Origin of the sequence: Nonomuraea endophytica (assembly GCF_014203235.1) — a bacterium.
In the GTDB taxonomy this organism is placed as follows: Bacteria; Actinomycetota; Actinomycetes; order Streptosporangiales; family Streptosporangiaceae; genus Nonomuraea; species Nonomuraea endophytica.
On sequence record NZ_JACHIN010000010.1, the window covers coordinates 70,483 to 89,827 of the forward strand.

18 protein-coding genes are annotated in these 19,345 nt (G+C 71.2%); 12 read left to right on the forward strand and 6 right to left on the reverse strand.

Annotation, left to right across the window (positions count from 1 at the left end; all coding sequences use genetic code 11):
- The first annotated feature begins 61 nt into the window (after nt 1-61).
- The 5 genes from pafA (at nt 62) to HNR40_RS32865 (ending at nt 4,627) form a co-directional block, all read left to right on the forward strand.
- Nucleotides 62-1,420: a Pup--protein ligase gene (gene pafA, locus HNR40_RS32845; protein ID WP_184968288.1), complete on the forward strand. Its 1,359-nt coding sequence runs from the start codon at nt 62-64 to the stop codon at nt 1,418-1,420.
- Between the two features lie 77 nt (nt 1,421-1,497).
- On the forward strand, nt 1,498-2,427 hold the full coding sequence (locus HNR40_RS32850) for an FKBP-type peptidyl-prolyl cis-trans isomerase (protein ID WP_184968290.1): 930 nt from the start codon (nt 1,498-1,500) through the stop codon (nt 2,425-2,427).
- A 110-nt stretch (nt 2,428-2,537) separates the two neighbouring features.
- Complete coding sequence (locus HNR40_RS32855) at nt 2,538-3,431, forward strand: FKBP-type peptidyl-prolyl cis-trans isomerase (RefSeq protein WP_184968292.1); 894 nt, start codon at nt 2,538-2,540, stop codon at nt 3,429-3,431.
- 24 nt (nt 3,432-3,455) lie between these two features.
- Nucleotides 3,456-4,106, forward strand: coding sequence for a helix-turn-helix transcriptional regulator (locus HNR40_RS32860; protein WP_184968294.1), 651 nt, complete (start codon nt 3,456-3,458; stop codon nt 4,104-4,106).
- Between the two features lie 32 nt (nt 4,107-4,138).
- Nucleotides 4,139-4,627, forward strand: coding sequence for a DUF3291 domain-containing protein (locus tag HNR40_RS32865; protein ID WP_184968296.1), 489 nt, complete (start codon nt 4,139-4,141; stop codon nt 4,625-4,627).
- Here HNR40_RS32865 and HNR40_RS57450 read toward each other — a convergent pair.
- Both HNR40_RS57450 and HNR40_RS32875 read right to left on the reverse strand, forming a co-directional pair.
- On the reverse strand, nt 4,564-5,541 hold the full coding sequence (locus tag HNR40_RS57450; RefSeq protein ID WP_312896609.1) for a monooxygenase: 978 nt from the start codon (nt 5,539-5,541) through the stop codon (nt 4,564-4,566). The genes HNR40_RS32865 and HNR40_RS57450 overlap by 64 nt on opposite strands.
- Before the next feature lie 287 nt (nt 5,542-5,828).
- The gene (locus HNR40_RS32875; protein WP_312896610.1) at nt 5,829-6,896 is read right to left on the reverse strand and encodes a DUF3866 family protein; all 1,068 of its coding nucleotides are present in this window, start codon (nt 6,894-6,896) and stop codon (nt 5,829-5,831) included.
- 40 nt (nt 6,897-6,936) lie between these two features.
- Between HNR40_RS32875 and HNR40_RS32880 the strand changes: the two genes are divergently transcribed.
- From HNR40_RS32880 to tatC, 5 genes are all read left to right on the forward strand, one after another.
- Nucleotides 6,937-7,884 (forward strand): helix-turn-helix transcriptional regulator, encoded by a 948-nt coding sequence (locus HNR40_RS32880; protein ID WP_184968301.1) that lies wholly within the window; start codon nt 6,937-6,939, stop codon nt 7,882-7,884.
- 85 nt (nt 7,885-7,969) lie between these two features.
- Nucleotides 7,970-8,935, forward strand: a complete 966-nt coding sequence (locus HNR40_RS32885) for a helix-turn-helix transcriptional regulator (protein WP_312896611.1) — start codon at nt 7,970-7,972, stop codon at nt 8,933-8,935.
- The gene (locus HNR40_RS32890; protein ID WP_184968303.1) at nt 8,932-9,120 is read left to right on the forward strand and encodes a hypothetical protein; all 189 of its coding nucleotides are present in this window, start codon (nt 8,932-8,934) and stop codon (nt 9,118-9,120) included. Before HNR40_RS32885 ends, HNR40_RS32890 begins: the two co-directional genes overlap by 4 nt.
- 68 nt (nt 9,121-9,188) lie before the next feature.
- The gene (tatA, locus tag HNR40_RS32895; RefSeq protein WP_184968305.1) at nt 9,189-9,512 is read left to right on the forward strand and encodes a Sec-independent protein translocase subunit TatA; all 324 of its coding nucleotides are present in this window, start codon (nt 9,189-9,191) and stop codon (nt 9,510-9,512) included.
- Nucleotides 9,513-9,622: 110 nt separating this feature from the next.
- A complete protein-coding gene (gene tatC / locus HNR40_RS32900; RefSeq protein ID WP_246509726.1) occupies nt 9,623-10,444 on the forward strand; it encodes a twin-arginine translocase subunit TatC in 822 nt (273 codons plus the stop codon).
- Nucleotides 10,445-10,453: 9 nt separating this feature from the next.
- On the opposite strand, the gene HNR40_RS32905 is transcribed toward tatC, so the two are convergent.
- Nucleotides 10,454-11,632: a cytochrome P450 gene (locus tag HNR40_RS32905; protein ID WP_184968309.1), complete on the reverse strand. Its 1,179-nt coding sequence runs from the start codon at nt 11,630-11,632 to the stop codon at nt 10,454-10,456.
- Between the two features lie 130 nt (nt 11,633-11,762).
- Here HNR40_RS32905 and HNR40_RS32910 point away from each other — a divergent pair, with 130 nt between their 5' ends.
- Nucleotides 11,763-12,653, forward strand: a complete 891-nt coding sequence (locus tag HNR40_RS32910) for a diacylglycerol kinase (RefSeq protein WP_184968311.1) — start codon at nt 11,763-11,765, stop codon at nt 12,651-12,653.
- Nucleotides 12,654-12,676: 23 nt separating this feature from the next.
- Here HNR40_RS32910 and HNR40_RS32915 read toward each other — a convergent pair whose 3' ends face one another.
- On the reverse strand, nt 12,677-13,600 hold the full coding sequence (locus HNR40_RS32915; RefSeq protein WP_221341155.1) for a BtrH N-terminal domain-containing protein: 924 nt from the start codon (nt 13,598-13,600) through the stop codon (nt 12,677-12,679).
- Between the two features lie 76 nt (nt 13,601-13,676).
- On the opposite strand from HNR40_RS32915, the gene HNR40_RS32920 reads away from it, so the two are divergent.
- On the forward strand, nt 13,677-16,400 hold the full coding sequence (locus tag HNR40_RS32920; protein ID WP_184968313.1) for a DEAD/DEAH box helicase: 2,724 nt from the start codon (nt 13,677-13,679) through the stop codon (nt 16,398-16,400).
- Nucleotides 16,401-16,443: 43 nt separating this feature from the next.
- Here HNR40_RS32920 and HNR40_RS55195 read toward each other — a convergent pair whose 3' ends face one another.
- Together HNR40_RS55195 and HNR40_RS32935 are read right to left on the reverse strand one after the other, a co-directional pair.
- A complete protein-coding gene (locus HNR40_RS55195) occupies nt 16,444-17,310 on the reverse strand; it encodes a lytic polysaccharide monooxygenase auxiliary activity family 9 protein (protein ID WP_246509727.1) in 867 nt (288 codons plus the stop codon).
- 226 nt (nt 17,311-17,536) lie between these two features.
- A complete protein-coding gene (locus HNR40_RS32935) occupies nt 17,537-19,270 on the reverse strand; it encodes a CBM35 domain-containing protein (RefSeq protein ID WP_184968316.1) in 1,734 nt (577 codons plus the stop codon).
- Nucleotides 19,271-19,345: the final 75 nt, after the last annotated feature.

Consider the following 19,345-nt stretch of genomic DNA (forward strand, 5'->3'; position numbering starts at 1 on the left):
GGCGCAAAAACGCCAGGCAAGATCCCTCCCGCTCGCCGATCCGTGGGCATAGTGTGAGGTGATGGATCGTCGCATCTTCGGACTCGAGAACGAGTACGGCGTGACCTGCACGTTCAGGGGACAGCGCAGGCTGTCACCGGACGAGGTCGCGCGCTACCTCTTCCGCCGAGTCGTGTCCTGGGGCCGATCGAGCAACGTCTTCCTCCGCAACGGCGCACGCCTTTACCTCGACGTGGGCAGCCACCCCGAATACGCCACCCCCGAGTGCGACAACGTCGTCGAGCTCGTGACGCACGACAAGGCGGGCGAACGCATCCTCGAAGGCCTTCTCGTCGACGCCGAGAAACGCCTGCGCGAGGAGGGCATCGCCGGCGACATCTACCTCTTCAAGAACAACACCGACTCCGCCGGCAACTCCTACGGCTGCCACGAGAACTACCTGGTCGGCCGGCACGGGGAGTTCGGCCGCCTGGCCGACGTGCTCATCCCGTTCCTGGTCACCCGGCAGATCATCTGCGGCGCCGGCAAGGTGCTGCAGACGCCGCGCGGGGCCGTCTACTGCGTCTCGCAGCGCGCCGAGCACATCTGGGAGGGCGTCTCCAGCGCCACCACGAGGTCCCGGCCGATCATCAACACCCGTGACGAGCCCCACGCCGACGCCGAGCGCTTCCGCCGCCTGCACGTCATCGTGGGCGACTCCAACATGAGCGAGTCCACGATGCTGCTCAAGGTCGGCGCCACCGACCTGGTGCTGCGCATGATCGAGGCGGGCACGGTGATGCGCGACCTGTCGCTGGAGAACCCGATCAGGGCCATCCGCGAGGTCTCCCACGACATGACCGGCCGCCGACGGGTGCGCCTGGCCAACGGCCGCGAGGCCTCCAGCCTGGAGATCCAGCAGGAATACCTCTCCAAGGCCAGGGACTTCGTCGAGCGCCGCGGCGGCGACCCGATCGCCCACCGGGTGCTGGAGCTGTGGGAGCGCACGCTGCGCGCGGTCGAGACGGGCAACCTCGACCTGGTCTCGCGCGAGATCGACTGGGTGACCAAATACCAGCTGATCGAGCGCTACCGCAAGAAGTACGACCTGCCGCTGTCCTCGCCGCGCGTGGCGCAGCTGGACCTGGCCTACCACGACGTGCACCGCAAGCGCGGCCTGTTCTACCTGCTGCAGAAGCGCGGCGCGGTGGAGCGGGTGGCCTCCGACCTGAAGATCTTCGAGGCCAAGTCGGTGCCGCCGCAGACGACCAGGGCGCGGCTGCGGGGCGAGTTCATCCGCAAGGCGCAGGAGAAGCGCCGCGACTTCACCGTCGACTGGGTGCACCTCAAGCTCAACGACCAGGCGCAGCGGACCGTGCTGTGCAAAGACCCGTTCCGCAGTGTGGACGAGAGGGTGGACAAGCTCATCGCCGGAATGTAGTGGGTCGTTTACCCCGGGCCTACATCAGTCTCGGATAGTGTGGCGCGAAACCTAGACGTCTGTCCCGAGGGAAGTCCATGCGCCGCCGCCTGGCCGTACTGGCCGCCGTGCCTTTGATCTTCACCGCCGCCGCGTGCGGAACCGCCGAGCCGACCGGCTCCACATCGGCCACCGCGTCGTCGGGGGTGAAGGTCGCGGGCAACCTCAACGCCAAGCCGACGGTGACCTTCCCCTCGGGTACGCCCGCCGCCAAGTCCTCCTACGAGGTGATCAACGCGGGCACCGGCCCCGCGATCAAGAGTGGTGACAAGCTGATCGTCAACCTGACCGTCTACGACTGGGACGGCAAGGGCAACGCCTTCCAGGGCTCCTCCTACGACTCCAAGCAGCCGGAGACCATCGCGGTCGACCAGCAGCTGCCCAAGGTCCTGCAGGACGGCTTCGCCAAGGTCAAGCACGGCGGCAGGCTGCTGGCCGTCATGGCCGCCGACGCCGCCCCGCAGCAGCAGCAAACGCAGGCCGCCCAGCCGACCAAGGTGTTCGTGCTGGACGTGGTCGGCGGCGCGCCCGTCGCGCTCAAGTCCGCCAGCGGGGAGGAGACCAAGGAGTCCATCAAGGGCGTCAAGGTCGTCAACCCGGGCGGCGAGAAGGCGCCCACGCTGACCACCAAGACCGGTGACAAGGCGCCCAAGGACCTGGTCGTCAAGACCGTGATCAAGGGCACCGGCAAGCCCGTCGCGGCCAACCAGACCCTCGACGTGCACTACACCGGCAAGATCTGGGGCACCGACAAGCAGTTCGACTCCAGCTGGGAGCGGGGCCAGCCGGCCAACTTCCCGCTGAGCGGCGTCATCCAGGGCTGGCAGAAGGGCCTGGTCGGCGTGCCGGTCGGCAGCCGCGTCGTGATGAGCATCCCGCCCGCCATGGGCTACGGCGCCCAGGAGCAGAACGGCATCCCCGCCAACAGCACGCTGGTGTTCGTCGTGGACGTCCTCGCGGCTTACTGACACCTGGTCTGACAGCGCGGTAGCATCTCGTGGCCCGGGGCATCGCCCCGGGCCACTGGCGTTGTGCGGAAGGACGTTTTGCGGAAGGACGTTTTTGCGGAAGGACGTCGATGCGGCCGATCCTGCTCCTGATCCCGGCCCTCGCGCTGACCGCGTGCACCGCCCCCGCCGCCCAGGACCCCGGGCTGAAGGTCGGCGGCGCGTTCGGCGCCAGGCCGTCGGTCGTCTTCCCCGAGGGCAAGCCCTCGGGCGCTCTGCAGATCGACCAGCTGACCGCGGGAAAGGGCGCCCGGCTGGGCGCGGGGGACGTGGCGATCGTCCACTACACCGCGCACGTGTGGGACGGCCGGGAGAACCGCCGGGTCGACTCCAGCTTCACCCGCGGCGCTCCGGCCGCCTTCCCCGTCGGGCAGCTCGTTCCCGGGCTGGACAAGGCGCTGCGCGGGCGGACGGTCGGCAGCCGGGTGATCGCCGCCATCCCGCCGTCGGAGGGCTTCGGCGCCAACCCGCCGCAGGGCGTCGGCCCTTCCGACGGACTCTTCTACGTGATCGACATCCTGGGCGCGCACGCCAAGGGCGAGTCGGTCAAGGGGCGCGCGAGCGCGTACGCGGGGATCAGGGTGGGCGGCGGCGCGCGGCCGGAGCTGTCGCTGCCGGTCGCCCCGCCGCCCGCACGCTACTCCGCCAAGGTCCTGGTCAGGGGTGACGGGCCGAGGGTGGAGCGGGGGCAGCTCGTGGTCACGCAGTACGAGGGCGCGGTGTGGGCGCGGCGGAGTGTGTTCGACTCCACCTGGAAGAGCGGGCGGCCGCGCGCTTTCACGGTCGGCGACGGCGGCGTCATCAAGGCGTGGGAGCGCGCGCTGACCGGCGTGCCGGTCGGCAGCCGCGTGCTGGTCGTCGCCCCGCCGCGGATGGCGTACGGCAGTGCGGGCCTGCCCGCCTTCGGCATCCGCGGCGCCGACACCCTGGTCTTCGTCGTGGACGTGCTGGCCGCCTACCGCTGAGCGCGGGGACCTAGACTCGCGGGCGTGAACGACGACCTCGACGCGCTGGCCAACCTGCAGGACCCGGTACGGCGGGCCCTGTACGACCACGTCGTGGCCGGCGGCGGCGAGGTCGGCAGGGGAGAGGCGGCCGAGGCCGCGGGAGTCTCCCGCACGCTGGCGGCCCACCACCTCGACAAGCTGGTCGAGGCCGGCCTGCTGGAGGCGGGTTTCCGCGCCCCGGAGAGGAAGGGTCCCGGCAGCGGCCGCCCGGCCAAGGTCTACCGGCGGGCCAAGACCGAGCGTTCGGTGAGCCTGCCGCCGCGCGACTACGGCGTGCTGGCCGGCCTGCTGGCCGAGGTGGTCGACACGCTGGGCGCCGAGGACCGGGCCGAGACGGTCGCGCGCCGGGCGGGCGAGCGCCTGGGCCGGGACCGCCGGGACGCGCCGGTCACCGGCGTGCTGCGCGAGCGGGGCTACGAGCCTTACGCCGAGGGCGGCGTCCTGCGCATGCGCAACTGCCCGTTCCACACGTTGTCGCAGGAGCAGCCGGTGCTGGTGTGCGCGATGAACCTGGCCCTGTGCCAGGGGCTGCTGGAAGGCATGGGCGGCGATCCCGGCCTGGCCGCGCTCGATCCCCGGCCGGGGGAGTGCTGCGTCACCATCGCCGAACCTTCTAAAACAAATGAAGATTGACATAGAAGGTGGGGCATGGTGAGGTGAAGCCCATGCACCTGGCACAGATGAACGTCGCCCGCCTGCTCGCCCCCGCCGACGACCCCCGCATCGCCGACTTCATCGACGGACTCGAGCCCATCAACGCCCTCGCCGACGCCGCGCCCGGCTTCGTCTGGCGGATGCAGGCCAACGAAGACGACCCCAGGGAACTGCTGAGCTACGACCACGACGACTACCTGGCCACCACGCTGTCGGTGTGGGAGTCACGCGAGACGTTGTGGAACTTCGTCTACCGCTCCGCCCACTTGGAATACCTGCGGCGGCGCCGGGAGTGGTTCGAGCACATCGCGGAGCCGTACGCGGTGATGTGGTGGATCCCCGAAGGGGAGCTGCCCACGACGGCGGACGGCTTCGCACGACTACAGCGCCTCAGGACCGAGGGACCCGGCCCCGAGGCGTTCACGTTCAAGGAGTTCTACGAGGCGACCGCGATGCCCAGGCACATCTCGTCCTGGGTGCCCTCGCCCCAGACCACGTAGCGCGGCGGCAGCTTCTGCAGCAGCGGCAGCTGGGCGCGCAGCGAGGCGTCGTGCGTGCACGTCACCCGGATCGTGTCGCCCTTCTTGACCGCCACCGGCTCGGGCAGCGGCTGCAGCGCCTGGTTGTCGAAGTTGTACTCGGGCACGTCGAGCAGCGTGCGCCCGTCGGCCTTGCCCGGGTTGAGCTCCACCTTGATCGAACGGCCCAGCAGGTGCATGTGCCCGGCCAGCGCGTGCAGCGTGAAGGCCGCAGGCGAGGTCAGGTCGCAGTGCTGGGTGGGGCCGGGCTTGACCTTGCCCTTGGCGCACTGCTCCAGCAGCGCCCCCGCCTGCGTGGCCGAGGCGCGCCCGAGACGCTTGCCGATGTCCTGGATCGCCGCCTCGCGCTCGCACAGCGGGCCCTTCTCACTCGCGGTGCACGGCAGCTCGGTCGGCGCGGGGAACAGCGCCGTCACCAGCGGCGTGCGCTTGCCTGACGCCAGGCGCAGCCGCACGCTCGACTGGTCGGTGCCGGCCGGCTTCCCGTCCAGCGCCAGCGTGCTGTAGTGCACCTGCATGACCAGCGCGCCGCCCTTGGCCATCGGGTAGCCGAGCTTCGGATCCAGCAGCACCTCGTTGGTGCCCGGCGCCCAGTGGCCGATCCAGGCCGCGTTGTCCACGCCGGCGTCGCCGAAGCAGGTCCAGCCCTCGCCGTCGTCCTTGGCGTCGACCTGCTTCACCTCCGCCAGCGCCTCCGGCGCCACCGAGAACAGGATCGCGTGATGGACCACGTCGGAGTTCTGGGCGGCGAACTGGGTGCCGGTCAGGAACGCGTCGGCGCCGCCCAGGCCCGGATCGACCAGGAAACAGCGGTAGACGTCGGTGCCGCCCGCGGGCGGCTTCGGCGTGTAGGGCTTCGGCATGGTCGCCGTCACGAAGCGTTCACCCGCACGCAGCGGGGCGGCCGGCGCCGGGGTGGCAGAACCGTGAAGTCCGTGCCCTCCATGCGAAGCCGTCGCCGACGGCGGCGGCGACGGTGTCGCGGTGGTGCCAGATCCCCGGGCCGGTCCGCTCCCGCAGGCCGCCAGCAACATTGCCGCGGCGGCCAGCACAACGCCCGCCCCGATGCGTGTGCGTGTCATACCTTTACGCTCTCGCGTCAGGGCGTGAGCGTCATCACACTCAGGGCTGATCTGTCTACGCCTTAGGTCGGAGCCCGCGCCTACCCCAGAAGGCCTGCCACATGCCGCCCCGCCGCCGCCGAGGTGAGGAAATAGGCCAGATCCTCCTCAAGCCCGCGCCCCATCGTCGACAGCTTCACCGGCGCGGCGCTCAGCGCCTCGCGCAGGCCGTCGACCGGCACCGCCACCAGCTCATGCCGTACGGCCAGCACCTCGGCCTGGTCCCTGACCCGCTCCCCGAACGCCCCCGGCAGCTCCGGCACCGGCACCTGCGCCGGGGCCAGCGCCACCCGTCCATAGGCGGTCAGCGAGTGGTGGGAGACCCCCACGTGCCGCTCGCGCTTGTCGCCCTCGCTGACCCGCAGCGCCGCCACCGGCCGCCCGCGCAGCACGGCCGCCGCGTTGACCGCCTCGCCCGCCGACACCCCGGAGAAACCCCACCGGGTGCCCGTGCCGAGGTTGCCGGGGCCCTGGGTCACGATGGCCACGTCCGCCTCCAGCACGTGCCTGGCCGCCAGCAGCCCGGTGTGCGTGGTGACCGCCTCGACGTCGCCGCCGAAGGCCTGGCCCACGGTCACGACCCCGCTCAGCCAGCCGATCTCGCGCAGTTTCGCGCACGACATGGAGAACCAGGCGGGCAGCGCGCCGCCGTCCAGCATCACGTAGGCCACGCGCACGCCGGGGCGCGCGGCGTACAGGCCGCACAGGATCGGGGCCAGCGCCGAGTGCAGGTCGGCCACCACGACCGGCATGCCGTCCAGCGAGTCGGCCTCGCGCAGAAGCTCGTGATAGGGCGAATCCTGCTCGTCCGCGCCCAGCACCGTGGCCTGCAGCGGGGTGTAGCGAGCCTTCACCAGGTGACCGGGACCGGTGGGATCTTCCGGCAATCTGTTCGGGACGGCCACCACCATGGCGTAACCTCCCGTACCGAGACCCATCGCGAGTGCCGTCGTGTTGAGCAGCACCTCGTCGCCGGGTTCCGGGCGGCCCACCAGGGGAGGGTAGGCCAGCGCCCGGCACTCACCCTCGGGAACGGCGACGTCGAGCTCCACCGCCCCAGGCCACTCGCGCCGGATCCGCGTCACCTCGCCCATGCGCCATCTGATCACCAGGGCAGGGTAGCGTCGAACACAGGAGGAGTGAGGGCAGATGTCGCGCCGTAAGACCGAGCGGTTGCTCAATCTTGTGATCTGCCTGCTCGCCACGCGCCGGCCGCTGTCGGCCGAGCAGATCCGCCAGGCCGTGCCGGGTTATGACCGCGACGGCGACGAGGCGTTCCAGCGCATGTTCGAGCGCGACAAGAACGAGCTGCGCGAGATCGGCATCCCCATCGACGTCGTGCGCGACCCGTGGGAGGACGAGCCCGGCTACCGCATCGAGCGCCAGTCCTACGAGCTGCCCGAGATCACGCTGGAGGCCGACGAGGCCGCGGTGCTCGGCCTGGCCGCGCAGGTGTGGCAGCGCGCCAGCCTGGCCGAGGCGGCCTCGGGGGCGCTGCTGAAGCTGCGCGCGGGCGGCGTGGCCACCGACCCGGCCGGCGGCGGCGCGCTGGAGCTGCGCGTCGACACCCGCGACCCGGCCTTCCCCGCGCTCTGGGACGCCGTGCGCGACCGGCGCGTGGTCCGTTTCGACTACCGCAGCGCCGGCAGCGAGAACGTGCGCACCCGCACCGTGGAGCCGTGGGGAGTGGTCAGCCGCCGCGGCCGCTGGTATCTGGCGGGCTTCGACCGCGACCGCGACGCGCCGCGCGCCTTCCGGCTCAGCCGCATCATCGGGCAGGTCGCCGCCGTGGGCAGGCCGGGCGTGGTCGAGGTGCCGCCGGGCGTCGACGTGCGCGAGATGATCGGCTTCCCCGAGGAGCCGATGGAGGAGCGCGTGGCCACCCTGCGCGTACGGCAGGGCGCGGGCGAGGGCCTGCGCCAGCTCGCCTCCGTCACCCGCGCGGGCGGCGGCGGATGGGACGAGGTGGAGCTGGGCTTCTCCGACCCCGAGCGGCTGGCGGGCTGGATCGCCAGCATGGGCTCCGACGTGGAGCTGCTCGACCCGCCCGACGCGCGCGAGGCGGTCATCCGGCGGTTGAAGGGGGCGCTGGCGTGAGCCGCGAGGTGGCGTTGGGCCGTGGTGAAGAGGGCGGGGGCGTGAGCCGCGTGGTCGGGTCGGTCGTGGTGAAGGGGGCGTGGGCGTGAGCGGAAGCGCGGATCGGCTGCCGAGGTTGCTGGCGCTGGTGCCGTACCTGATGTCGCACCCGGGTGCGCAGGTCGGCGAGGTGGCCGAGGTGTTCGGCCTCAGCGAGAAGCAGCTCATCGACGACCTGCAGCTGGTGTGGATGTGCGGCCTGCCCGGCCACACCCCCGGCGACCTCATCGACGTCTCCTGGGACGGCGGCGAGATCGTCATCGACAACGCCGACACCATCGCCAGGCCGCTGCGCCTGGGCATCGACGAGGCCAGCGCCCTGCTGGTGGCGCTGCGGATGCTCGGCGCGATGCCGGAGTTCGCCGAGGTGCCGGGCGACGCGCTGCCGCGCGTGGTGGCCAAGCTGGAGCGCGCGGCGGGCGAGGGCGCCGCCGCCGTCAGCAGCCAGGTCGCCGTGGACGTCGACGCCGCCCCGGACGCGCTGCCCCGGGTGCGCGACGCGCTCAACAGGAAGCGCCGCCTGTCGCTGCGCTACTACGTGCCGGGCCGCGACGAGGTGACCCCGCGCGAGGTCGACCCCACCCGGGTCATGGTCGTCGACGGCCGCACCTACATGGAGGGCTGGTGCTACCGCGCCGAGGCGATGCGGCTGTTCCGGCTCGACCGGGTCGTGGGCGTCGACGTGCTGGACGTGCCCGCCGACCCGCCCGCCGACGCCGAGCCGATCGACGTCACCCAGGGCGTCTTCCGGCCCTCGCCGACCGACGAGCTGGTCGAGCTGGAGGTCAGCGCGGCCGGGCGGTGGGTGGCCGAGTACTACCCGGTCGAAGGCGTCACCGAGCTGGGCGAGGGCAGGCTGCGCATCGCGCTGCGCGCCCGTGACGAGGACTGGGTGCTCAAGCTGGCGCTGCGGCTGGGCGACACCGGCCGCGTGGTCGCCCCCGAGGCGATGGCCGAGCGGGTGCGCGAGGAGGCCGAGCGCGCCCTGGCCCTGTACGCTCACCGGTCATGACGTGGATCTTCGTGGCGATCGGGCTCGGGGTCGCGGGCATCGCCGTCCTGGTGGCCGCCGGGGTGCGGGTCCTGTCCGCGGCACGCGAGCTGAGCAGGGAACTCACGCTGGCCGAGGCCCGGATTTCGCCCGCGGAGGGACGCCTCCGGGGTCAAATCGGGATGAACAAGGCCGTGGAGGGATGAGTCTGGGCCCCGAGCAGCGTACGATCGTGGCTGAGAAAGCCTCTCGCTCGCACTAAAGGAAGTTTTCCATGTCCTTCGGACCTGAGTGGATCGTCATCATCGTGGTGCTTCTCCTGCTGTTCGGCGGCAAGAAGCTCCCTGACCTCGCCCGCGGTGTGGGCCGGTCCCTGCGCATCTTCAAGGCTGAGACCAGCGACCTGCGCAAGGAAGACGACGACGACTCCAAGACCACGGTGGTACAGGGGCAGACCGTGCAGCAGCCGCCGGCGCCCGTCAGCCCGCAGCAGATCCCGCCGGCCGTGCCCCCGCTGACGCCGGAGGAGCAGGCTCGCCGCCTTGAGGAGGAGGCCGCCCGGCTGCGCGCCAACGCCAAAGCCGACAAGCAGGCCTGACCCCCCCACCACACGGACGAGGACCGCACATGGCGCTGCTCAAACGGACGAGCTCCGAGGGCTCCGAGGGCTCGGAGGCACCCCAGGACTCCGAGGGTCGCATGCCGCTCATGGATCACCTCCGTGAGCTGCGCAACCGCGTCGTCATCTCCGTCCTCGCCCTGGCCGTGACCACCATCGTCGGGTTGATCTTCTTCGATCCGATCTGGAAGTTCATGGCGGAGCCGTACTGCTCGCTGAAGATCTCCCAGCAGCTGCGGCCCGAGTGCACGTTCGCCGTGCGCGGCGTCTTCGAGTCCTTCTTCGTCAACCTGAAGGTCGCGGCGCTGGCCGGTGTGGTGGCCGCCTCCCCGGTGTGGCTCTACCAGGTCTGGCGGTTCGTGACGCCGGCCCTCTACCGCAACGAGAAGAAGTACACCGTCACGTTCCTGGCGATCGCCGTCCCGCTGTTCCTCGTCGGCGCCGCCTTCGCCTACCTCGTGATGGACACCGGTCTCGGCTTCCTGCTGGGGTTCATGCCCGACAGCGCACTGCCGCTGATCGAGATGGACGAATACCTCAGCTACTGGGTGATCATGCTGCTGGTGTTCGGCGTCTCGTTCGAGGTGCCGCTGCTCATGGTCTTCCTGAACATCATCGGGGTGCTGCCCCGGGCGACGCTGGCCAAGCACCGCCGGCTGATCGTCTTCCTGCTTTTCGTCTTCAGCGCGATCATCACGCCGGGCGGCGACGTCTTCACCATGCTCGCCCTGACGGTGCCGATGCTGGTCCTGTTCGCCCTGGCTGAGCTCGTGATGTACATCCGCGAGCGGCGCCTGCCCGCGACCGAGGACTACTCCGGGCTGGACGACGACCAGGCCTCGCCGCTGGACACCACGCCCGCCGACGTCAGCGCGGACACCGACCTGGAGACCGGCCCCGACTCCCGGTGACCGTGGTCCTCACCAGGTGACCGGCAGCTCACGCACGCCGTAGAAGACCGCCTGCTCCTTGAACTCGAGCAGCTCCAGCGGTACGGCGAGCGCCAGCGTCGGCACGCGGCCGAACAACGTGCCGAAGACGACCTGCAGCTCCACGCGGGCCAGCGGCTGGCCCAGGCACTGGTGCGGGCCGAAGCCGAACGCGATGTGGTGGCGGCTCTCCCTGCCCACGTCCAGGGCGTCCGGCGCGGGAAAGGCCGACGGGTCCCGGTTGGCGGTGCTCTTCACCACGATGATCCCCTCGCCCGCGCGGATCGGCTGCCCGCCGACCACGATGTCCTCGCGGGCCACGCGGCGCGCCTCGGTGTGGGTGATCGACAGGTAGCGCAGCAGCTCCTCGACCGCGACGGCCGGGGGAACGGAGCCGTCGCGGACCGCGGCCAGCTGCGCGGGGTTCGACAGCAGCGCGGCGGTGCCGAGGGCGATCATGTTCGCGGTCGTGTCGTGCCCGGCCACCAGCAGGAGCTGGCCGGTCGTCGCGATCTCCGCGCGGCTCAGCACGCCTTCGACGGCGAGTCGGCTGAGCACGTCCTCGCCCGGCTCGGCCCGTCTGCGGTCCACCAGGCGTTCCAGGTAGGCGTGGAGCTCCTCGCTGGCCGCCAGGGCACGCGCGGGGTCGCCCTCGTCCATGACGAGCTCGCCGGCCACACGCTGGAAGAAGCCGCGTTCGGCGTACGGCACGCCCAGCAGCTCGCAGATCACCAGCGAGGGCACCGGCATCGCGAACGCCTCGAACAGGTCGGCCGGCTTCGGGCCGTCGAGCAGGGCGTCGATGAGCCCGTCCACGATCTGCTGAATCCTGGGCCGCAGCGCCTCCATCCTCCTGACCGTGAAGTCGGCGGTCAGCAGCCGCCGGTGGGTGACGTGCTCGGGCGCGTCCATCTGCATCAGCGTCTTCATCCGGGCGTCGCGGGCCTTGCTGACGGCGTTGGTGTGCGGGAAGCCGGGCGCGGCGACGTCGACGCTGACACGCGGGTCGGCCAGCAGGGCTCTGGCGTCGGCGTGCCGGGTGACCATCCAGGCCGTCGTGCCGTCCCAGAGGCGTACGCGGGCGACCGGGCCGTGCTCGGTCAGTCCCGGCGGCGGGTCGAAGGGGCAGCCCGCGGCGCGGGGCATGGGGAAAACAGGGGTGTTTGCCATGTCTTCCAGCCTGTCGTTGAACGCGGCCCGGAGGCTTCTCGCCGCTTTGCGCAGGTCGGGCGCCGGACAGTCTCAAGCCGGGAGGCAGGCTGATCTGGTGTCCTTCCCGAATCCCCGGTAGGTTCCGGGCGTGTCCGTGCAACTCGCCCTCCTTGTGAACCCGGCCGCGCGCGGCGGCCGTACCGTGCGCCTGCTGGAGCCGGTGGTGCGCCGCCTGCGTGACGGGGGCGCCGACGTGTCGGTGATCGTCGGCGACGACGCCGCCGACGCCCTCGCCCGAGCCTGTACGGCTGCCGCCGAACGCCCCGACGCCCTGGTCGCCTTCGGCGGCGACGGGCTGGTGCACCTGGCGGTCCAGGCGGTGGCGGGGACCGGTGTGCCGCTGGGCATCATCCCCGCGGGCACGGGCAACGACATCGCCACCGCCTTCGGCCTGCCGCGCAAGGACCCGCTGGCCGCCGCCGACGTGGTGCTGCGCATGCGCCCCCGGCGGGCGGACGCCGCCTGGATCTCCGCCGGGGACGGCGTGGGGGAGTGGTTCGCCGGGGTGGTGTGCTGCGGGTTCGACTCCCGGGTGAACGAGCGGGCCAACCGGCTGACGTGGCCGCCGGGCATGGCCAAGTACCTGGTGGCGCTGGTGGAGGAGCTGCGCACGTTCCGGCCGATCCCGTTCCGGGTGACGCTGGACGGCGGCGAGGTGATCGAGCGGGAGGCGATGCTGGTGTCGGTGGCCAACACCAGCTCCTACGGCGCCGGCATGCGGGTCTGCCCGGACGCGCGGCCCGACGACGGGCTGCTGGACGTGATGGTGCTGCGTGCGGTGTCGAAGGGGGAGTTCCTGCGGGTGTTCCCCAGCGTGTACCGGGGCACGCACGTGCGGCATCCGGCCGTCTCGATCCACCGGGTCCGCACGGTCACGCTGGAGGCGCCGGACGTGGTCGCCTACGCCGACGGCGAGCGCGTCGGCCCGGCCCCGGTCACCTGCCGGATCGAGCCCGGCGCCCTCCACGTCCTCACCTGATCTACTTTGTAAAGGCGGTGCCCTCAGATCGCCACGGTGGCGAGGGTCTCCATGGCGGTGCGCTCCCGTTCGGACAGCTCACGCAGGATCGCCGCCGCGTCCTGCGCCTTGCCGTCCGTCAGCAGCTCGGCCACCGCGGTCCACATCGGCGCGATCTCGGCGTACATCGTGTGCGCCCGCCGCAGCGCCGGGTCCTCGGCGATCGTCAGGCACTCGGCCAGGAAGTCCCGGTAGAGGTTGCGGAACAACGCTCCCCCGGTGCCCGCCCGCTCCATCATCATCCCGGTCTCCGGCGGCAGTTCCTCCACCAGCGAGGCCGTCTTGGCGATCCCGCGGTGGCCGAAGTTGGCGATGGGCGCCGCCAGGAACTCGGCCGCGTTGGCGCGGATGGCCGGGCCGATCACGGCCGCGAGGTCGGCGGGCCGGCCGGTGAGGGTGAAGGACAGGTGGCGGGCGGTCATCGGCCCCCGCTCGGCCCGCGCCGCCGCCAGGCTCTCCAGGCTGGTCGTCACCGCGCCGCCCTGCTGCGCGGTGTCCACCAGGTACGCGCGCTCGTCGTCGTGGCCGTACATGGCCACCACGTGGCCCCCGAAGCGCACCTTGGTGGTGAAGTACTCCAGGTGGTAGCTGTCGAGCTGCAGGCCCACCGGCAGCCCGGACTCCAGCGCCGCCCGCACGTTCTCCCAACCTTTGCGGGCCGATCCGGTCTCGCGCACCACCAGGTCGAGGCCGAGCCTCTGGGCCAGGTTCCTGGTCAGCTCCATGGGCTTGACCCGGCCGCCGACGAAGCCCTGCCAGTAGATGAAGCCGAGCCCGGAGCCCAGGCCGAAGAGCATGGGCTCGGACAGCCCTGCGCCCTGGTGGCGGAGCAGCACGCCCAGGGCGCTGGTCTCGCAGTGGGCGGTGCCGTACGGGGAAATGTCGTGGAGCATCATGAGGACCAGCATGGGCTCTCCGCCCATGGGAGAGTCCACCCCGGCTACCTGGCCTGACCGGAAAGGCGGTTTCGGTAGGCTGATCGGTATGACGACGCCAGCGGAGCGCTACGCGGCCTTCCGCGAGAAATTCGGGGACGACGGCACGGCCCTCAGGTCGTTCCGTGGACTTTACGACTTCGAGCTCGACGAGTTCCAGCTCGACGCCTGCCGGGCGCTGGAGGCCGGCGACGGGGTTCTGGTGGCCGCCCCCACCGGATCGGGCAAGACGGTCGTCGGCGAGTTCGCCGTGCACATCGCCCTGGAAATGGGCATGAAGTGCTTCTACACCACCCCGATCAAGGCGTTGTCCAACCAGAAGTACAACGACCTGGTCAAGAGGTACGGCACCGCCAAGGTAGGCCTGCTCACCGGCGACAACAGCGTCAACGGCGAGGCCCCGATCGTGGTCATGACCACCGAGGTCCTGCGCAACATGCTGTACGCGGGCTCGTCCACGCTGTCGGGCCTCGGCTTCGTCGTCATGGACGAGGTGCACTACCTGGCCGACCGCTTCCGCGGCGCGGTGTGGGAAGAGGTCATCATCCACCTGCCGGAGTCGGTCAGGCTGGTGGCGCTGTCGGCGACGGTCTCCAACGCCGAGGAGTTCGGCGAGTGGATGGGCGAGGTGCGCGGCGACACCACGGTGATCGTCGACGAGCACCGCCCGGTGCCGCTGTGGCAGCACATGATGATCGGCAACAGGATCTACGACCTGTTCATCACCGACGAGCTGACCCCGCGCATCAACCCCACGCTCATGCGGGTCACCCGCGACGCCGAGCGCCTCACCCAGGGCAAGGGCCGGCGCGGCTACGGCCGTCCCCAGCGCTCCCGGCCGCCGGACCGCGCCCAGGTCATCGAGAAGCTCGACAGCGAGGGCCTGCTGCCCTCGATCAGCTTCATCTTCTCCCGGGCCGGCTGCGACGCCGCGGTCATGCAGTGCCTTTACGCCGGCATACGGCTGACGACCGAGCGCGAGCAGCACGAGATCCGCCAGATCGTCGACGAGCGCACCGCCCACCTGCCCGACGAGGACCTCGCCGTCCTCGGCTACCTGGAGTGGCGCGACTGCCTGGAGCGCGGCCTGGCCGCCCACCACGCGGGCATGCTGCCGGCCTTCAAGGAGGTCGTCGAGGAGCTGTTCACCCGCGGCCTGGTCAAGGCGGTCTTCGCCACCGAGACGCTGGCGCTGGGCATCAACATGCCGGCCCGCAGCGTGGTCATCGAGAAGCTCGACAAGTGGAACGGCGAGACCCACGCCGACCTCACACCGGGCGAGTACACACAGCTGACCGGCCGGGCCGGACGGCGCGGCATCGACGTCGAGGGCCACGCCGTCGTGTTGTGGCAGCCGGGCATGGACCCGCTGGCCGTGGCGGGATTGGCGGGCACCCGCACGTACCCGCTGCGCTCCAGCTTCCAGCCCTCCTACAACATGGCCGTCAACCTCGTCGGCCAGTTCGGCAGGGAGCGCACCAAGACGCTGCTGGAGGCCTCCTTCGCCCAGTTCCAGGCCGACCGGGCGGTGGTCGGGCTGGCCAAGCAGCTGCGCAAGCAGGAGGAGGCGCTCGACGGCTACCAGGAGGCCATGACCTGCCACCTGGGCGACTTCCCCGAGTACGCGGCGCTGCGCCGGCGGCTGTCCGACCGCGAGGCCGAGCTGTCGAAGGAACGCGGCGCGGCGCGGCGGGCGGCGGCGGTCAAGTCGCTGGAGGCCCTGCAGCCCGGTGACGTCATCCGGGTGCCCGGCGGGCGCCGGGCGGGGCTGGCGATCGTGCTCGACCCGGGGCGCAACCCGCGCGGCCACGGCCCGAGCCCGCTGGTCCTGACCATCGGCAAGCAGGTCAAGAAGCTCGACCCGGCCGACTTCCCGGTGCCGGTCGAGCCGATCGAGAAGCTGCGCATCCCGAAGAACTTCAACCCGCGCGCGCCCAAGGAGCGTGCCAACCTCGTCTCCACGCTGCTGGCCAAGATCGGCGACCGGGATCTGGGCAAGCCGCAGCGCGCCCGCGACCACGCGGTGGAGGACGAGGAGATCAACGAGCTGCGGCGCCGTATCCGCCAGCATCCTTGCCACGGCTGCGACGAGCGCGAGGACCACGCGCGCTGGGCCGAGCGCTACTACAAGCTGCTGCGCGAGACCGAGGGCCTGCGCCGCAGGGTCGAGGGGCGCTCGCACGTCATCTCGCGCACCTTCGACCGCATCTGCGCGGTGCTGGAGCAGCTCGGCTACCTGGAGGACGAGAGCGTCACCGAGGAGGGCCGCCGCCTGGGCCGGCTCTACACCGAGCTCGACCTGCTGACGGCCGAGTGCCTGCGCCAGGGGCTGTGGGAGGAGCTCGACCCGGCCGAGCTGGCGGCGTGCGTGTCCGCGCTGGTCTTCGAGTCGCGCCAGGCCGACGACGCCCGCCGTCCCAAGATCCCGGCGGGCCGCGCCCAGGACGCGCTGACCAAGATGGTGCGGCTGTGGGGCGAGCTGGAGGCGATCGAGAACGACCACGCCCTGCAGACGATCCGCGAGCCCGACCTGGGCTTCGCCTGGGCGGCCTTCCGCTGGACCAAGGGGCACAGCCTGGACGCGGTGCTGGCCGACGGCGTCAACGGCGGCGAGCTGGCCGCGGGCGACTTCGTACGGTGGATCAAGCAGCTCATGGACCTGCTCAGCCAGCTCGGCGCGGCGGCGCCGAAGGACAGCAAGGTCAAGGCGACCGCCGGCAAGGCGATGGACGCGATGCGCCGTGGCGTGGTGGCCTACTCGTCACTGACCTGAGCCGGTCGGGCGCGCTCCGACGAGGAGCGCGCCCGACTGCTGTCTAGACGCGCTGCCAGAGGGCGGCGACGTTCGGCGGCTCCCAGCCGGGCAGGGCGGTGTGCGCCTGCAGGCACTGGTAGGTGACGCCGTTGTAGGTGACCCGGTCGCCTGGGCGGTAGGCGGTGCCCGAAGCCCACGTACCGCCAGGCTGCGTGGGAGTGGGGGTCGGTGTGGGCGTCGGTGTCGGGGTGGGGGTCGGCGTAGGCGTGGGGGTCGGCGTCGGCGTCGGGTTCGAGCCGCCGAACTGCACGTCGGAGCAGGTGTAGAAGGCCTCGTTGCTGCCTACGACCCGCTGCCAGATCGAGTACAGGATGTGCCGCCCGGTGCGCTGCGGGATGTCGATCGTCCAGTTCGTGAACGTCGTCGGGTTGAAGTTGTTGAACGTCTTGATGTGCACCAGGTCCGACCAGCGCAGCGGCTGCGTCGGGTTCCAGCCTTCGCGGGTGATGTAGAACTCGAAGTTGCTGTTCGAGTGCGGCGCGGAGGCGTGGTAGGTGATGGTGCGCGGGCCGGCGCTGAACTGCGTGGCGGGCCAGTCGGCGCGCTGCAGGTCCAGGCCGCGGTACTTGTCGCGGCCCGCGCTGCAGAGCTTGCCGTCGGGGATGAGCTGCCGGTGGCGCCCGCCGGCCTCCAGCAGGGAGACCTCGTTCCAGTCGTAGAAGGCCTGGGTCCCGCCGGCGGCGACGGCCGCCTTGCAGGCGTCGGACTTGGGCGTCTCGGGGCCTTCGTTCTTGCAGGTGTAGACGCGGCTGGGCGGGTTGGACATGGTGCCGTGGGCGAGGGCCGGGGTGCTGGTGAGGACGGAGGCCAGCAGGGCCAGGGGCAGGCTGGCGGTGGTCGCGAGGGCCACCTTGTTTCGGGTTCGCAACTGTCTCTCCTGGAGAACGGGGGGTGAGGAGCGCGCAGCAGCCGATGTATCTTTTAGGAAACTTTCCTAAGAGTTCAACTATCGCCGAAGGTACGGTTTGACGCAAGGGATTGACGGATGAATGACGGAACCCTACGCTCCCGAATTTGCAGGAAACTTTCCTGTAAATTCGAGCATCGAGCCCCCGGCCCCCGTGCGTGCGCAGCCGCGGGGGCCGGGTTCGTTCCTAGTTGTTCTGCACGAACTGCTGGGCCAGCTGCCTGCCCAGCGTGATCGCCTGGTCGTGGTTGTCGATGGTCTGGACCTTGGTCCCGGTGCCGGTGAAGACGATGTAGGTCACCGGGCCGTCGGTGCCGCCGTTCTTGGGGTCGGGGTTGATGCCCAGGTTCGCCGCGGCCGCGTACGAGGCCTCGCCGATGATCGCCGCCGGGCCGGTGTCGCCCATCACCGTGTACTCCACCTGGCCGTTGTGGACGATCGCGACCACGGTGCCGCAGCCGATGCCCCTGGTGCGGTAGTCCCAGGTGCCGCTGGGGCTCGGAACCACCATGAACGGCAGGCGCGCCGCGTTGAGGTAGCCGCCGCCGCTGGCGGGGCAGAAGGTCTGGGGCTGGAAGCAGCAGTCGGTGTCCTCGTTGCACTGCGCGGTGCGCACACCGTCGCAGTCGATGTCCATGTCGCCGGTCCAGTGGACCGCGCCGGTCTTGGCGCAGACCGGGATGGTGCCGGTGGCGACGTCGGCGTCGGTCTTGTAGCGGCCGTTGGAGATCTGCTGGCAGGTGGTGACCTTGGACAGCAGCTGCTCGGCCGTGGGCCCGCCGGTCCCGGTGTCGGCCCGGCCGGTCACCGGCGCGCTGGCGGCCGACTCATTGCCCGCGGCGTCGAGCGCGGTGACGGTGTAGGTGTGGGTGGAGCCGGTGACCAGGCCGCCGACGGTGGCGGCGGGCGTCGGCGAGGTGGCCACGACCGCCGTGCCCTCGTAGACGCGGTAGCCGGTGACGCCGACGTTGTCGCTCGACTCGGTCCAGGCCAGCGAGATGCTGGTGGCCGAGGTGCCGGTGACGCGCGCGCCGGTGGGCGCGGTGGGCGCCTGGCCGTCGGGGCCGCCCGCGCCACTGACGGTGATCCGGTCGACGTTCGGGCCGCCGTTGGCGGTGGTCCCGGTCGCCCGGACGGTGTTGACGCCCGCGGCCAGCGTCACCGCGACCTGCTTGTCGGCCCAGGTGCTCCAGGCGCCGGTGCCGGGGAAGGTCACCCCGGCCGCGGCGGTGACGCCGTTGACGGCGAGGTCCATGGGCCGGGCGGCGGCGGTGCCGTTGGCGTAGCGGACGGTCAGCGTGTGCACGCCGGCCTCGGCGACGTTGACGCTCCACTCGATGTACCCGCCGGGCGCATTGACGTAGTCGACGAAGCCGGAGCCGGTGTACCCGGCGTGGTTGGTGGCCACGCTCGCCTGCGACAGGACGGCGCTCTCCGCCTGGTACTCGGTGGCCGGCGCGTCGGCGGTGGTGGCCTCGAGGAAGTCGAGGTTGGGGTTGCCGCCCGCGCCGGTCGAGGTGACGCGGACGGTGTTGTCGCCCGCGCGCAGCGTCGCGGTCAGGGTGGAGGTGGCCCAGGTGCTCCACGCCCCGGTCGGGCCGAAGGAACGCCCGGCCGAGACGAGCGTGCCGTTGACGGCGACGTCGGCGGTGCGGGCCGTGGCGGTGCCGTTGGCGAAGCGCAGGGCGAGGGTCGCGGTCCCCGCCGCGGGCGCGCGCACGATCCATTCCGTGTACGGCCCCGCCGCGTTGTCGCTGTTGACGAATCCGGTGCCGGAGAAGCCCGGGTGGTTGGCCTCGACCACGCCCTGGACGTTGGTGGCGTTCTCGGCCTCGTAGCGGGTGGTGGCGGCCTGGGCGGGGAGGACCGCGACCAGGGACAGCAGCAGGACGCATAAGGAAAGCACCGATAAGCGGCCCATGCCATGCTCCTTCCGAGTTTATTAGGAAAGATTCCTAACGACCATGCTGGTCCGTTCTGGTGAGGATTGCCAGTC